Source organism: Leisingera sp. CC-HEC096 (assembly GCF_059429235.1).
The window spans coordinates 2,746,070-2,759,717 of record NZ_JCAIJS010000001.1 but is presented as its reverse complement, the minus strand read 5'-3'; the positions used below and the strand labels follow the sequence as shown (position 1 = coordinate 2,759,717).

Annotated in this window: 14 protein-coding genes; 6 read left to right on the top strand and 8 right to left on the bottom strand. The window is 64.3% G+C overall.

From position 1 onward, the window contains the following. Window positions 1-59 precede the first annotated feature (59 nt). On the top strand, window positions 60-1,451 hold the full coding sequence (locus tag AC5STI_RS13220) for an adenylate/guanylate cyclase domain-containing protein (protein WP_495446997.1): 1,392 nt from the start codon (window positions 60-62) through the stop codon (window positions 1,449-1,451). Window positions 1,452-1,454: 3 nt separating this feature from the next. Here the strand turns inward: AC5STI_RS13220 and AC5STI_RS13215 are convergent, their stop codons facing one another. Both AC5STI_RS13215 and mutY read right to left on the bottom strand, forming a co-directional pair. Beyond that, entirely contained in the window at window positions 1,455-2,588 is a 1,134-nt protein-coding gene (locus AC5STI_RS13215) for an alkane 1-monooxygenase (RefSeq protein ID WP_495446996.1), read from the bottom strand. Between the two features lie 84 nt (window positions 2,589-2,672). Continuing rightward, the gene (gene mutY, locus AC5STI_RS13210) at window positions 2,673-3,737 is read right to left on the bottom strand and encodes an A/G-specific adenine glycosylase (RefSeq protein WP_495446995.1); all 1,065 of its coding nucleotides are present in this window, start codon (window positions 3,735-3,737) and stop codon (window positions 2,673-2,675) included. 84 nt (window positions 3,738-3,821) lie between these two features. On the opposite strand from mutY, the gene AC5STI_RS13205 reads away from it, so the two are divergent. Together AC5STI_RS13205 and AC5STI_RS13200 are read left to right on the top strand one after the other, a co-directional pair. Continuing rightward, the gene (locus tag AC5STI_RS13205; RefSeq protein WP_475048338.1) at window positions 3,822-4,349 is read left to right on the top strand and encodes a DUF721 domain-containing protein; all 528 of its coding nucleotides are present in this window, start codon (window positions 3,822-3,824) and stop codon (window positions 4,347-4,349) included. Next, window positions 4,346-5,017, top strand: coding sequence for a DsbA family protein (locus AC5STI_RS13200; RefSeq protein WP_495446994.1), 672 nt, complete (start codon window positions 4,346-4,348; stop codon window positions 5,015-5,017). The genes AC5STI_RS13205 and AC5STI_RS13200 overlap by 4 nt, the downstream gene beginning before the upstream one ends. A gap of 85 nt (window positions 5,018-5,102) precedes the next feature. Here the strand turns inward: AC5STI_RS13200 and lpxK are convergent, their stop codons facing one another. From lpxK to AC5STI_RS13175, 5 genes are all read right to left on the bottom strand, one after another. Next, on the bottom strand, window positions 5,103-6,104 hold the full coding sequence (gene lpxK / locus AC5STI_RS13195; protein WP_495446993.1) for a tetraacyldisaccharide 4'-kinase: 1,002 nt from the start codon (window positions 6,102-6,104) through the stop codon (window positions 5,103-5,105). Next, window positions 6,091-7,284: a 3-deoxy-D-manno-octulosonic acid transferase gene (locus AC5STI_RS13190; RefSeq protein WP_495446992.1), complete on the bottom strand. Its 1,194-nt coding sequence runs from the start codon at window positions 7,282-7,284 to the stop codon at window positions 6,091-6,093. Before AC5STI_RS13190 ends, lpxK begins: the two co-directional genes overlap by 14 nt. 113 nt (window positions 7,285-7,397) lie before the next feature. Then, window positions 7,398-8,201 (bottom strand): inositol monophosphatase family protein, encoded by an 804-nt coding sequence (locus AC5STI_RS13185; RefSeq protein ID WP_495446991.1) that lies wholly within the window; start codon window positions 8,199-8,201, stop codon window positions 7,398-7,400. Continuing rightward, window positions 8,188-9,534 carry a TldD/PmbA family protein gene (locus AC5STI_RS13180; RefSeq protein ID WP_495446990.1) on the bottom strand — a complete coding sequence of 449 codons (1,347 nt, stop codon included), beginning with the start codon at window positions 9,532-9,534 and terminating at the stop codon, window positions 8,188-8,190. The genes AC5STI_RS13185 and AC5STI_RS13180 overlap by 14 nt, the downstream gene beginning before the upstream one ends. Window positions 9,535-9,656: 122 nt before the next feature. Further along, the gene (locus AC5STI_RS13175; RefSeq protein WP_495446989.1) at window positions 9,657-11,180 is read right to left on the bottom strand and encodes a DUF2125 domain-containing protein; all 1,524 of its coding nucleotides are present in this window, start codon (window positions 11,178-11,180) and stop codon (window positions 9,657-9,659) included. Window positions 11,181-11,315: 135 nt separating this feature from the next. Here AC5STI_RS13175 and AC5STI_RS13170 point away from each other — a divergent pair, with 135 nt between their 5' ends. From AC5STI_RS13170 to AC5STI_RS13160, 3 genes are read left to right on the top strand one after another with little or no spacing between them, the layout of a single operon-like run. Then, a complete protein-coding gene (locus AC5STI_RS13170; RefSeq protein WP_495446988.1) occupies window positions 11,316-12,065 on the top strand; it encodes an SDR family oxidoreductase in 750 nt (249 codons plus the stop codon). Then, the gene (locus tag AC5STI_RS13165) at window positions 12,062-12,673 is read left to right on the top strand and encodes an enoyl-CoA hydratase/isomerase family protein (RefSeq protein WP_495446987.1); all 612 of its coding nucleotides are present in this window, start codon (window positions 12,062-12,064) and stop codon (window positions 12,671-12,673) included. Before AC5STI_RS13170 ends, AC5STI_RS13165 begins: the two co-directional genes overlap by 4 nt. Then, a complete protein-coding gene (locus tag AC5STI_RS13160; protein ID WP_495446986.1) occupies window positions 12,670-13,356 on the top strand; it encodes a VOC family protein in 687 nt (228 codons plus the stop codon). The genes AC5STI_RS13165 and AC5STI_RS13160 overlap by 4 nt, the downstream gene beginning before the upstream one ends. Here AC5STI_RS13160 and AC5STI_RS13155 read toward each other — a convergent pair. Continuing rightward, the gene (locus AC5STI_RS13155; RefSeq protein ID WP_475048314.1) at window positions 13,353-13,646 is read right to left on the bottom strand and encodes an HNH endonuclease; all 294 of its coding nucleotides are present in this window, start codon (window positions 13,644-13,646) and stop codon (window positions 13,353-13,355) included. The genes AC5STI_RS13160 and AC5STI_RS13155 overlap by 4 nt on opposite strands. Between the last annotated feature and the right edge of the window lie 2 nt (window positions 13,647-13,648).

The following is a 13,648-nucleotide window of genomic DNA, read 5'->3' as shown; positions in this document are numbered from 1 at the left end:
AACGGGGGATTTAAGTGCAGTGCCGGAACTGCAGCAACCAGCGGGCAGGGGGAAAACCGATGACCGATACCGCAATTGCGTCTGGAGCCGGTGCCGCCCATGCGGCGGGGAGTGGCAGCTTACAGCAGGCCGCAACCGCGGAAAGCAGGTTCGCAGAGGCCGCGCTGGATGCGCACAAGCGGCGCGGGCTGCAGCTTGCCGTGCGGGCGCGCTGGATTGCGCTGCCTATCATCGCGGTCTTCATCGTCTTCCTGAACCCGGTCTGGAGCGTGCTGTATTATCACGGCATTCTTGCGCTTTTGTGCCTCAACGGGTGGTTTATCAGCCGGGCGGGCAAGGTCGGCAGGTCGCGCCTAGAGCTGTTCCTGATCTTCCTCGATCTCCTCATCATGACCTATGGCCTGGTCGTGCCCAATCCCTTTGACAGCCGTGACATACCGGCGGCTATGCTCTACCGGTTCGACAACTTCCAGTATTTCTTCGTCATCCTTGCGGCGGGAACCATGGCCTATTCCTGGCGCACGGTGATTGCTATCGGCACCTGGACAGCAGCGATGTGGCTGAGTGCGCTGGCCCTTGTCTGGTGGTTCTCCAGCCCTGTTCCGGGACTATCGGAAGCAGTGAACATGGCTCTGGACTTTAGCCCTGAGCTGGCGGAGTTTTTTGATCCCAACAGTTTTGTAGTGCGGCTGCGGGTGCAGGAGGCGGTGGTCTTTGTGCTTGTGGCGGTGACGCTGGGTTTCTCGGTGCGCCGATTCAACGGGCTGCTGCGGAGCAATGCCAGCCTGACACGGGAGCGGGCCAACCTGTCGCGGTACTTCTCGCCCAATGTGGTCGAGCAGCTGTCGCAGAACGACGAGCCGTTGAAACAGGTGCGCAGCGAGAACATTGCCGTGCTGTTCATCGACATCGTTGGCTTTACCCGGCTGTCCGCCGGCATGGATCCGCGGGAGGTAATTGATCTCTTGCGCGAATTTCACGGCCGGATGGAGCGCGAGGTGTTCCGCCATCACGGTACGCTGGACAAATACCTGGGCGATGGGCTGATGGCGACCTTCGGCACGCCGGTGGCGGGGGGGCGGGATGCCAGCAACGCGCTGGCCTGTGCCCATGCCATGCGGGCCTCGCTGGAAAAATGGAACAAGGAGCGTATCCGGCAGGGCAAGCCGGAGATCTGCGCCGGGATCGGCATTCACTATGGTGAGGCGCTGCTGGGCGACATCGGAGCCAACAGGCTGGAATATGCAGTGATCGGCATGACGGTGAATGTTGCCGCCCGGCTGGAGAACCTCACCCGCAAGCTGCAGGCCAGGATCGTCACCAGTGAAACGCTGGCGGAGCGGGTCAAGGCGGAACAAGCGGAGCCGGGCCTGCTGGACGGCAGCACCTGGCACCACGGGCAGGAGGTGCGCGGGCTGGATCAGCCGATGACTGTCCTGGCCTGGAGCTAAGCCTTAGCGCGGCATCGGGTTTTGCGCCTTGTTATAGGCGTGCCAGTCGGTAATTTCCGGATAGTACCGCTGCCGCCAGCGCCGCACCCGCGGATTCATCACCCGCCGCCATAGGGGCGGGATCATCGCGGCGATGGTCATCACCGGGTAGCCATAAGGCAGCTGCGGCGCGTCGGCCTCGGTATAGTTCTGCAGCAGCGGAAAGCGGCGGTTCGGCTTGTAATGGTGGTCGGAGTGTCGCTGCAGGTTGATCAGCAGCCAGTTTGACGCCTTATGCGCCGCATTCCAGGAGTGGCGCGGCTGGACGGGCTCATACTTGCCGTCGCCCAGGTATTTGCGGGTCAGCCCGTAGTGTTCGACATAGTTGACCACCTCCAGCTGCCAGATGGCGGTGCCCGCCTGCACCAGGAACAAGAGCACGCCGGTCAGCCCGCCCAGCAGCAGCGCCAGCAGCAGCGTGGCCGCCTGCAGGGCCCAGTAGCGGAAAAACGGGTTGGAACGGTCGGTCCAAGGGCGGTTTTTCCTGGCAAGCTTTTCTTTCTCGGCGCGGAAGGCGGAGTGCCAGCATTGCCGCAACACCCGCGGGTAGAAGCGGTGAAAGCCCTCGTTATAGCGCGCCGTGACCGGATCGCGCGGGGTGCCGACATAGCGGTGATGCACTAAGAGATGCTCGGAGCGGAAATGGGAATAGAGCACCATCGCCAGCAGGATATCCCCAAGCCAGCGCTCGACCCGGCTGGATTGGTGCATCAGCTCGTGGCTGTAGTTGATGCCGACGGCGCCCGTAACCACGCCAACCCCGAAGAAGGCCGCGAATTTCTCGAAGCCGTTCAGGTGCTCCGCGCCGCTGACATACCAAATCAGCCCGAACAGTGTAAGGAACTGCAGCGGCACCCAGGTTGCGGTCAGCGCCTTGTACCACTTGAGGTCGCTGTCGGGTGTCTCTGGGTCGGCGTTTTCCAGATTGAGCCCGAACATGCCGTCCAGCACCGCAAACAGGTGCCAGGTCACCAGCGGCGGCAGCAGCAGCGCCCAGCCGCCTTGCAGCGCGGCAATCCAGACCAGCGGCAGCAGCAGGAAGGACATCCAGAACGGCAGGGCGCTTTGCCAGCGGGAAAGAGTTTCGGGGGCAATCATGCCGGTGTCTCCCAATCAGTCAGCGCGCGTCTAGGGCGACCCTAGGCCCAAAGGTCTGAAAACCCAAGAGGGAGGCAGCGCGGCCTAGCCCCCCTTGTGCAACTCGAAGGCTTTGCGCATCACCGTGGGCAGGCTGGAGGGGCGGAAAGCGTGCCGCGGGATCAGTTCCTGCGCGGGATCCGGGTTGAAGCCTTCGGGCAGTTCCGCTGTCAAAACCTGCAGGATAAGATGGAAATGTGTGAAGGTGTGGCGCACCTCTCCGCCCAGGTCCCGCCAATCCGCCGCGAAGGGGGGATTGGGGGCAGGGGCCTCGTTCCACTCCGACCCGGGCCAGCCCAGCATGCCCCCCAGCAGTCCTTTGTCCGGGCGCCTTTCCAGCAGCCAGGTGCCCTCCGTGGATTTTGCCAGGTAGACGATGCCGTACCGGGTTGGCTTCGGCTTTTTGGGTGTTTTCTTGGGCAGTTCGGCAGCGGTGCCCGCGACCCGCGCCGCGCAAGGATCCCGCCAGGGGCAGATGCCGCAGGCCGGGCTGCGGGGGGTGCAGATGGTAGCGCCCAGATCCATTACCGCCTGGGCATAATCGCCGGGCCGCTGCGCCGGGGTCAGCTCCGCCGCGCGCTCCTTCAGCACGGGCTTCACGTCAGGCAGGGGATCGTGGATGTCATGCAGCCGGGCCATCACCCGTTCGACATTGCCGTCCAGCACGGTTTCCGGCAGGTCGAAGGCGATCGAGGCGATGGCGGCGGCGGTATAGGGGCCTATCCCGGGCAGCTTGAGCAACCCTTCATAATGGTCCGGGAAAATACCCTCTAGCTCATTGGCCACCGCTCGGGCGCATTTCAGCAGGTTGCGGGCGCGGGCGTAATAGCCAAGGCCCGCCCATTCGCTCATCACGTCCGCGTCCTCTGCCGCGGCCAGATCCAGCACCGTCGGCCAGCGGCTGGTGAAGCGCAGGAAATACTCCCGCACCGCGGCCACGGTTGTCTGCTGCAGCATCACTTCGCTGAGCCAGACCTTGTAGGGATCGGGGCGGATGCCGGCCGCGCGCTCCGCCGGGCTGACGCGCCAGGGCATTTCGCGGGCATGCACATCGTACCAGGCCAGCAGCTCTCCGCTCATCATCCCTGCATTGCTGTTCAAGTCACGCATTCGTTATTCCTTGGCTTGCGGTTGGGCTGGCGCCTGTACCCGGGCTCTTTACAATAGGGTACGCAGTCGAGCAAAAGCTAGATCATGGCATTCAGGCGCAGCACAACACGCGGGTTCGCACGAACCTCCAAGCTCCTCAACGAGCAGATCCGCAAGGCGGGGGAAAGCCGGGGCTTCGCGGTGTCCCGGCTGCTGACCCATTGGGAAGAGATCGCAGGCCCGGATATTGCCGCCATGGCGCGGCCTGTGAACGTCGGCTATGGCCGCGGCTCCTTTGGCGCCACGCTGACGGTGCTGACGACCGGGGCCAATGCGCCGATGCTGGAGATGCAGAAGGAACGCCTGCGCGAGCGGGTGAATGCGGTCTACGGCTTCAACGCCATCTCCAAGGTGCGGATCACGCAAACGGCACCGACGGGATTTTCCGACGGCCGCGTGGAATTCAAATATGCCCCCAAGGTGCAAGCGCCGCTGCAGCCGGACCCGCAGGATGCTGCGGAGGCCAGCAAGGCGGCGGCCGGGGTGGAAAACGACGATTTGCGCGCCGCCCTGGAACGCCTGGGGCGCAATGTGCTGACAAAACAGAAAACGCAAGGAAAGGGGTTCAAATGACCCGTCTCATGTCAGGTGTGTTTGCCGCTGTTGCGGTGGTTGCGGGCGGTTATGCCCTGTCCGGTTTCAACACCCAGAGCAATCTGCCTGAAAATCCGCTGGTTGGCGCCGCCTTTGCGCAAGAGGCCGAAGTGGACACCTCGACCATCACCGAGATGACCCTGGGCGCCGAGGATGCGCCGGTCACGCTGATCGAATATGCCTCCTATACTTGCCCGCATTGCGCCAATTTCCACAACACGGTCTTCAAGCAGCTGAAGGAAGACTACATCGACACCGGCAAGGTGAAGTTCATCTACCGCGAGGTCTATTTCGACCGCTACGGGTTGTGGGCGTCGATGATTGCGCGCTGCAGCGGGCCGGAGAAGTTCTTTGGCATTTCCGACCTGATCTACAAGGGCCAGTCGGAATGGGCGCGCGCGGGCGGTGCGTCGGAAATCGTGGATGAGCTGCGCAAGATCGGCCGCCTGGCGGGTCTGGAGAACGAGCAGCTGGAAGCCTGCCTGCAAGATGGCGCCAAGGCGCAGACTCTGGTGACCTGGTACCAGGAGAACGCGACCGAACATGGCATCGAGTCGACCCCGTCCTTTATCCTGAACGGCGAGAAGATTTCGAACCAGTCCTACGAGGAGTTCAAAAAACTGCTCGATGCAGAGCTGGAAGGCTGAGAAACAGCTCCGCTGCAACGATGGCAAGCCCGGGCCGGAGCCCGGGCTTTTCTCGTTTTAGAGCCGCAGCGAAACCCGTGGCGGTTCAAGGCGCGGGTGCAGCTTTCTTCAGCATGTCTTTCAAAGCGTCATCCCCGGCAACCTGCAGCCGCACCGGCAGGGTGATCACCTTGCGGCGGAAGCTGTCAGGCAGGCGGACGGCATCCTTTTCGGTGGTGACCAGCTGGGCGCCGCGCATCTTGGACTCATTCTCCAGCCGGTTCAGCAGCGCCGGGGTCAGCGGCTGATGATCATCCAGCGCCTCGGCCCGGGCGATATCCGCACCGAGGCTGCGCAGGGTATTAAAGAACTTCTGAGGATGGCCGATGCCTGCGAAAGCAAGCACGCGGGTGCCATTCCAGGGCATCCCTGTTTGCAACGGCTCCAGCGCTCCCGTGAAATGCGGCAGGCCCTGCAGCTGGCTGCTCCAGGCGGCGGTAAATGCCTGCTGCGCCGGTTCGGCGCCGATTGAGAGCACCGCATCGGCGCGTTTCAATCCGGTGGCCACCGGCTCGCGCAACGGGCCGGCAGGCAGGCAGCGGCCATTGCCGAAGCCATGCTGTGCGTCGACCACGATCAGCGACAGGTTCTTGGCCACGGACGGGTTCTGAAAGCCATCGTCCAGAATAATGACGGTGGCCCCCGCTGCGGCAGCGGCATGGGCGCCTGCAGCGCGGTCCTTGGCGACCCAGACTTCGCCAAAGGCGGCCAGCAGCAGCGGCTCATCGCCCGTTTGCGCGGCCTCATGCTGGCCTGGAAACACCTGCACGGGGCCTTCCAGCGTTCCGCCGTAGCCGCGGGTTACCACATGCGGCTCGTGTCCGAGGCTGCGCAGGGTTTCCAGCAGCCAGATCACCGTCGGCGTCTTACCGGTGCCGCCGGCGTTCAGGTTGCCGACGCAGATCACTGGCACGCCGGGTACGGCCGGGCTGCCCTTGGCGACCCGTGAAGCCGTGGCCCGCGCATAGGCCCAGCCGAGCGGTGCCAGCAAGGCGGCCCGCAGATCGAATTCGCCCGGCGGCTTGTGCCAGAAGTCAGGTGCCCGCATGGGAATCCTCGCGCTGGTCCAGCAGACCCTGAACCTTTTCCATTAACGTGTCGGTTGTGGCGGCGCTTTCGGTCACGCTTTGCCAGCCGGCCAGGGCCATTTCCGCCGCCTTGTCCGGAGCAGACATCGCGACCACCGCATCGGTCATTTCCGCCTGCGTGCGCACGACCTGGGCAGCGCCGGCCATGGCCAGGCGCTCATACAGGTCGCGGTGGGCATGGACGCCGGGCCCGTGCAGCAGAGCCGATCCCAAGGCGGCGGCATCGAGCGGAGACTGGCCCTGGGCTGCGGGGTCCAGGCTGCTGGCAATCAGCGCAACCGGAGACAGCCGGTACCAAAGGCCAAGGTCTTCGCCGCCTGTCAGCAGCACCTGGGTGAAGTCCTCAGGCTCGCCCCCGGTTTCCCAATCGGCAAATGACAGACCGCTGTCCTGGAGCAGGCCGCGCGCGGTATCCAGGTCCGCGAAGTCATCCAGCGCGACCACCAGCAAGAGCCGGTGCAGCAGCCGCAGTGCGCCCCGGTGGGCGTCCAGGATGCCAGGCAGCTCGCTGAGCTTGACGTGAGCCGCCAGCCAGACCGGGCGGCTGCCCAGTGTCTGCTGCATCGCGGCCAGCTCTTCATCGTTGCAGCCAGGCGGAGTCGCAGAGACCCGAAGTTTTCCTGCCAGCTCCACCCGCTCTGCCGGGAACCCCGCGCGGACCAGCCGCGCCTGTACTGATTTAGACGGTGTCAGGATGCAGGTGAGTCCTTCCAGCAACCGCCTCCGGTGATCCGGAAGCCAGCGGCTGCCCCGGTTCGGGACCTCGTCTTCCAGCAGGTCGGCCAGCAGCACACCAGTGCCTTGTTCGCGCAGCTGCCGCAGCATGACCCGCCGGGCAGGAGTTCCGGTCCAGATGCAGGCATCAGGCTGCCAATGGCCAAGAAAGTCCCGCGCTTCCGCCAGCGTGTCCTCGGGCAGCGGGCCGACGGGGACATCGCAGCCAACGGTTCCGGTCAGCCGCAGGTCCGGTTCCCAGCTTGCCAGCACAGACAGGTCCGGGCGCAGGTTCTTGAGACGGCGGCCGATATCGCACAGCGCCAAATAGCGCTCAGGCGTTGTTGCATGCACCCACAGCAGCTCACCCCTGGGACGGGGCTGCAGTACGGATTGGCGGCTGGGAGCTGTGGTTCGCCGTTGCATCTGGTTCGATCTGAAATTTCCGGCCCAAGGTATCGGCAACATGCGGGTTTGTCTGTGAAAAACTTGTCGGTGGCGCAACCGCTGCTGTTACAGCCGCTTAAGGCCGGCTGCCGTCAATGTCCAGCAATGCCCGGGCTGGCCGGGTCCAGTGCATTCAAAAGAGCTTGGTGCAAAGTGCTGGCGCCGGCCACCACCCCGTTCAGGCGCGGGGCAGGGTTATTGAAGCGCAAAGGGTTGCCGGCCCTGTCGGTGATGGTGCCTCCGGCCTCGCGCAGCAGCAGATCGCCTGCGGCAATGTCCCACTCCCAGCTAGGCCGCAGTGTCAGCATGGCACCGAACCGGCCGTCGGCCACTTTGGCCAGGCGGTAGGCCAGCGACGGGCGGTAGCTGCGGATGAAACCGGGCGGGGTGCCGCCCAGCCAGTGGTGGCTTTGCAGGTTGGGCTTGGCAGCCAGCACTTCTGCTACGGCCAGATCCAAGGCGGAAGAAACTTGGATCGGCTCGCCGTTGCAAGCGGCGCCCTGGCCCTTGGCCGCGGTGTACATCAGATCCCGCTGCGGCAGGTAGATCACCGCCGCCGTCACCACGCCATTTTCCGCGACGGCGATGGAATGCGCCCAGGTCCGGGAGCCCTGGGCAAAGCTGCGGGTGCCGTCGATCGGGTCGATGATGAAAACCCGGTCCCGCGACAGCCGCGCGGCGGTGTCCTCAGTTTCTTCCGACAGCCAGCCGTAACCGGGCCGCGCCTTTTGCAGCATGTCTTCGAGCATAGCATTCACGGCCAGGTCTGCTTCTGTCACCGGGCCTGCACCGCCGGGCTTGTCCCAGCTTCTGGCTTCGGGACCTGTGAAGCGGCATGCGATGTCTCCGGCCAGTTCCGCCGCTTTTACAAGCAGGGGAAGGTCAGTTGCCGGCAAGTGTCATCCCCTCGACCAGCAGCGACGGCACCACGGTGGACAGGTGCGTGCGCGCGTCATTGGCCGGAACAATCCGCCGCAGCATATCGTGCAGGTTGCCGGCAATGGTGCATTCGTTCACCGGATAGGCGATCTCGCCGTTTTCCACCCAGAAACCGGAGGCGCCCCGGGAATAGTCGCCGGTGTTGGGATTGATAGTGGAGCCGATCATTGAGGTGACCAGCAGGCCAGTGCCCATCTGTGCGATCAGGTCCTCGCGGCTGGCCTCGCCTTGTGTCAGAGCGATGTTCCAGGTCGAGGGCGAAGGCACCCCGCCAATACCGCGGGCGGCGTTGCCGGTGCTTTCCAGCCCCAGCTTGCGGGCTGAGGCAAGGTCCAGTGTCCAGCCGGTCAGCACGCCGTTGTCCACCACGGTGCGGCGGCGGGTCGGCAGCCCCTCGCCGTCAAAGGGGCGCGAGCCGGAAATTCGCGGGCGGTGGGGGTCTTCAATGACGGAGACTGCTTCGGGCAGCACCTGCTGGCCCAGCGAATCCTTCAGCCACGAGGAGCCGCGGGCAATTGCCGCACCGTTAGCTGCCGACATCAGATGCCCGATCAGGGAGGAGGATATGCGTTCGTCAAACAGCACCGGGAAGCTGCCGGTCTTGGGCTTGCGCGCGCCCAGCCTGGCAACAGCCCGCTCGCCGGCAGTCTGGCCTATGTCCTGAGCGCTGCGCAGATCGCCCTGGAACGTCCGCGAGTCACCATCGTGGTCACGCTCCATGCCGGTGCCGGTGCCCGCGATTCCGGTGCAGGACAGCGACCGGCCGGTGCGCTGGTAGCCGCCGGAAAAACCGTTGGTGGCAGCCATATGAACAGCGTGGCGGCCATAGCCTGCGGCGGCCGACTGCACCTGGGTGATGCCGTCGATTTCCTGGCAGGCGGCCTCGGCGGCCAGGGCATCCGCCTGCAGGGCGGCGGGTTCCGGCTCGCGCGAGGGGTCTTCCAGCTCCAGCGCGGCCAGGTCCCAGGTTTGGGCCAGCTGCGACGGATCGGCGAGTCCGGCATAGGGATCCTCAGGTGCTTCCTTGGCCATCGCCACGGCGCGTTCGGCCATCGCGGCGATAGTTTCCGGGCGCATGTCCGACGACGACACCAGCGCCTGCCGCTTGCCCACGAACACCCGCAGGCCCAGATCGGTGCCCTCGGAGCGCTCCGCATGCTCCAGCTTGCCTTCGCGCACCTCTATGCTGAGAGAGCTGCCCTCGGCAGCCATGGCATCAGCGGCATCCGCGCCGGCCTTGCGGGCGGCATCAATCAGGGCGTGGCAAAGCGTTTCGGGGGACTGGGTCATGGGCACCTTCTGTTCTGCTCTGTAAAAGAGCTATCCAGTGAGGCGGCTTGCCGCAAGTGCGGGGTGCAAAAAAGGGGCCGCCAAAGGTAGCCCCCTCGCATTACCCATCAGTGATTTGATGGTTATTTGATGCGCTGGCCGTTGGCGTGGATCTGGCCGTCCTCTGAGATTTCGATCTTGGAGGTCAGTGTGTCCTCACCCTCGCCCGGCACGGCCAGCATGCCCATCATCATCCGTGCGCCCATGGCGTCGCCCTCGGACATCAGCCCCATACCGATCAGCTTGTCGATCAGGGTGTTGGCGCCGGTCAGCTTGAGGTTGGCCTCGCCCGCCGGTGCGGGCATGCCGTCAAAGCTGGTCAGGTCCTCGTTGTTGAAGGTGAAGTCGCCGGTGCCGGTCAGTTCGGCGCCCGCAGCGGAAACCTGCAAATGCTTGACGGTCAGCGCGTTCAGCTCGCCCGGCTGTTCCTCGCCCGCTTCCACAGATTCCATGGCTTCCGGGTCGAACATGTCAAACAGCACCTTCCCCTTGCCGGCCAGGTCCAGAATGACGGTGGCCGGGTCATGCGGCAGCTGGCCGGTCGGGTCGACCATGCCCCACAGCATTTCCGGAACGGCAAAATCGCGCAGGGTAACGCCCAGAGCGAAATCCTGCTCTTCCTCGGATTTGGCAAGCGGCATCATCAGCTTGAACCCAGCCTCCGCCATGCTGAGCGCCAGCGGGAAGGGGATCTCGGATCCGGTGATGTTCAAATTGGTGCCGGTCTGCGACAGGTCATAGGTCAGGTGCTGCTTGTCCATCGCAACGGCGATCGAACCGCCTTGGGAGTTGCTTTCCATGGCAAAGCTTTCGCTTCCGTCCACCCCGGAAATGGACCCGTTGCCGCCGGTGAAAGTGAATGTGCCGTCAAAGGCAAAACCGGCTTCCAGAAGCGCTGCCATGTCGGGGCCTTCAAGCCCCGCAGGCACGGTCCCGGTGCCCTTGAAGCTGAGACCTTCCAGCGCGCCCTTGAAGGTACCGGTGCCGTTGCTTTCCGGGTCGTTGAAACCCATGTCGTAGCTCAGGCTGGAGGCGGAAAGCGACTGCTTGTAGCTGCGCGTTTCCGCGATCGTCATCGCGGTGGTCGTGGTTACATCGTTCAGGGTGACCTGCGCACTTGCCACGCCGTCCGGCACGGCCTCGCCATCGGCGGCCAGCTCAGCCAGTGTCATGGTGACCTTGGAGGAGCGGTAATCATAGCTCATGTTTTCGGCATCGCCGGCCACGATCATCGGGGAGCCGTCATGTGTATAGACAAGCTTGCCCGAGAAAGTTTCCCCGTCGGCGGAAAACTCGAACCCTACCGGGAATTCTGCGGGCAGCAGCAGGTTCACGGTGCCATCGCCGTTTTCCACAAACCGGATTTCCGGCAGGCTGACAGTGCCCGATCCGTCCTCTTCGGGGATCGGCATGACCATCGACACATCCGAGACGGTCAGGGTGCTGCCGGAAATGGATTCAGTGCCGGACACGGTATAGCCGGTGCTGGTCAGATAGGCCTTCCACTCAGCCCAGACGTCCTGCGCGCTGAGATCGGCCAGGGCGCCCTGGGCTGAAACAACCAAAATTGCCGCTGCGGCACCGCCGCGCGCAAAAATTCGGGACATTAGAGAACCTTTCTCTGTGAGATAATTGAAATCATCGTCGGCCCGGCGGGCAGTGCCGTCAAGGGGGCCATGGGCTGGACCGTTCCCCGTAACCGCTTTACCACTTGGGTCAGCAGCCACTTGGAGGGACAGCGAATGGATTTCAATGGAAAAACAGTTGCAATTACAGGGGCCAGCCGCGGTATCGGCGCGGATGCGGCCCGGGTGTTTGCCGCTGCCGGAGCTAATCTGGCCTTGCTGGCCAGAAGCGGCGAGGCCTTGCAGGAACTGGCGGCGGAGATCGGCGGGAATGTACTGACCTTCGCCTGCGATGTGGCTGACTATGCCGCGGTCGGGGCGGCGCTGTCCGAGGCGCATCAGAAATTCGGCAGCCTGGATGTTCTTATCAACAACGCCGGGGTGATCGAGCCGATTGCCAGGCTGGAAGAGGCTGCGCCCGAAGACTGGGGCAAGCTGATCGACATCAACGTCAAGGGCGTGTTCAACGGAATGCGGGCCGCGCTACCGCTGATGAAGCCCGCGGGCAGCGGCACTATCATCACCGTCAGTTCAGGCGCGGCGCACCGGCCGCTGGAGGGCTGGAGCGCCTATTGCACTTCCAAGGCGGGGGCGGCGATGCTGACCAGCGCGCTGGACCTGGAGGAGCGCGGCAACGGCATCCGCGCTATGGGCCTGTCGCCGGGCACGGTGGCAACCCAGATGCAGCGGGAGATCAAGGCCAGCGGCATCAACCCTGTGAGCGAACTGGAGTGGGAAGACCACATCCCCGCCGAATGGCCCGCGCGGACGCTGATGTGGATGTGCACGGCCGACGCGGACGACTATGTCGGAGAGGAAGTCTCCCTGCGCGAGGAGACCATCCGACAGCGGGTCGGGCTGGTATGATCGGGCTGGATATTGCGGACAACGGCCTGTGGACCATCACGATCAACCGTCCGGACAAAGCCAATTCGCTGACAGAGGCGATGCTGACCGAGCTGGCGGAGATCGCTGAACGCGCGCAGGAGGCGCGCGGGCTGATCCTGACCGGCACCGGCAAGGTGTTCAGCGCCGGTGCTGATCTGGACGAGGCGCGGGCGGGCCTGGCGACCTCACCTGTGTGGGAGCGGCTGTCCAATGCGATAGCTGGGGTGCCCTGCCTGAAAGTGGCTGCCCTGAACGGAACCCTGGCAGGCGGCGCCAATGGCATGGTGCTGGCCTGCGATATCCGCATTGCGGTGCCGTCTGCCAAGTTCTTCTATCCGGTGATGAAGCTCGGCTACCTGCCGCAGCCCTCGGACGCTGGCCGCATGGCGGCACTGATCGGGCCTGCCCGCACCAAGTTGATCCTGGCGGCAGGGCAGAAGATCACCGCGCAGGAGGCCTATGATTACGGTCTCGTGGACCGCATCGTAGAGCCGGAGGAGCTGATGGGCACCGCGCATGAGCTGCTGACGCACGCACTGGAGGCCAAACCGGAGATCGCCGCCGGGATTCTGAGGATGTGCCGGTGAAGCGGCTGTCCGGCGTTCAGCTGCAGGTGGAAGATCCCGAACGGCTCGCCCGGTTCTATTCGGATGTGCTCGGGATGGAAGCACGGACCGATAACGGGACCTGGCGTGCTGGCTATGCAGGGCAGGATGCGGATGTGATCCTGCAGCCGGGCGGCCGCCTGGTTCAGCACTCACGGGACGAGCGCTATTGGAAAATCGGCATTTGCCTGCCCAACCTGGACATCGCTTGCGAGCAGCTGCGGCAGAAGGGCGTGGAGGTCTCTGCGCCGCATCAGTTTCGCGATATTGGTTACATGGCGCATCTGCATGATCCCGAAGGCTTTGCCATCGAACTGCTGCAGCATGATTTCCAAGGCGACCGGCCGGATGGGACAGGCGACCCGGCGCTGCCGCTGGGCGGCGGGGCGCATTTGGGTCAGATTACCCTGCGTACCTGCGACATCGCGGCAGAACTGGCCATGCGCGCGGACATGATGCTGCTTTCGGTTCAGGACGTGGCGGAATTCGGTTTTGAACTGCATTTCCTGGCCTACACCGACGAAACACCGCCGGATCCGGATCTGCGGGCTGTGGGAAACCGGCCGTGGCTGTGGAGGCGGCCGTATACGACGCTGGAATTCCAGCATATTGCTGGAGCCGACCTGCGCGGCAGCCCGGCGTTCTTGGGGCTGGAGATCACTTAGCGCTTGCGCCGCTTGCCGGGCACGCGGGAGCGGAAGCCCGGCGGGCGTTTCTGCACCCAGGCAATGAACTTGGCCAGCCGCGGGTGTGTTTTCAGTGCTTCCGGGGTGCTGTAATCGCGCGCCAGTTCCGCTTCGCTCAGCGTCGCGTGAATCTCACGGTGGCAGATGTCATGCAGCAACACGGTCGGCCCGCCCTTGCCTCCTTTCAGTTTTGGGATCAGATGGTGCAGGCTTTGCGGCACGCCGTCCGGAATGGGACGGCCGCAAAGCGGGCAGACCGGATCGGACATGT

Excerpts from the sequence above, each read along its gene's own strand:
- AC5STI_RS13220 (WP_495446997.1), top strand. The coding sequence starts at position 60 with ATGACCGATACCGCAATTGCGTCTGGAGCCGGTGCCGCCCATGCGGCG.
- AC5STI_RS13215 (WP_495446996.1), bottom strand. The coding sequence starts at position 2,588 with ATGATTGCCCCCGAAACTCTTTCCCGCTGGCAAAGCGCCCTGCCGTTC.
- mutY (WP_495446995.1), bottom strand. The coding sequence starts at position 3,737 with ATGCGTGACTTGAACAGCAATGCAGGGATGATGAGCGGAGAGCTGCTG.
- AC5STI_RS13205 (WP_475048338.1), top strand. The coding sequence starts at position 3,822 with ATGGCATTCAGGCGCAGCACAACACGCGGGTTCGCACGAACCTCCAAG.
- AC5STI_RS13200 (WP_495446994.1), top strand. The coding sequence starts at position 4,346 with ATGACCCGTCTCATGTCAGGTGTGTTTGCCGCTGTTGCGGTGGTTGCG.
- lpxK (WP_495446993.1), bottom strand. The coding sequence starts at position 6,104 with ATGCGGGCACCTGACTTCTGGCACAAGCCGCCGGGCGAATTCGATCTG.
- AC5STI_RS13190 (WP_495446992.1), bottom strand. The coding sequence starts at position 7,284 with ATGCAACGGCGAACCACAGCTCCCAGCCGCCAATCCGTACTGCAGCCC.
- AC5STI_RS13180 (WP_495446990.1), bottom strand. The coding sequence starts at position 9,534 with ATGACCCAGTCCCCCGAAACGCTTTGCCACGCCCTGATTGATGCCGCC.
- AC5STI_RS13175 (WP_495446989.1), bottom strand. The coding sequence starts at position 11,180 with ATGTCCCGAATTTTTGCGCGCGGCGGTGCCGCAGCGGCAATTTTGGTT.
- AC5STI_RS13170 (WP_495446988.1), top strand. The coding sequence starts at position 11,316 with ATGGATTTCAATGGAAAAACAGTTGCAATTACAGGGGCCAGCCGCGGT.
- AC5STI_RS13165 (WP_495446987.1), top strand. The coding sequence starts at position 12,062 with ATGATCGGGCTGGATATTGCGGACAACGGCCTGTGGACCATCACGATC.
- AC5STI_RS13155 (WP_475048314.1), bottom strand. The coding sequence starts at position 13,646 with ATGTCCGATCCGGTCTGCCCGCTTTGCGGCCGTCCCATTCCGGACGGC.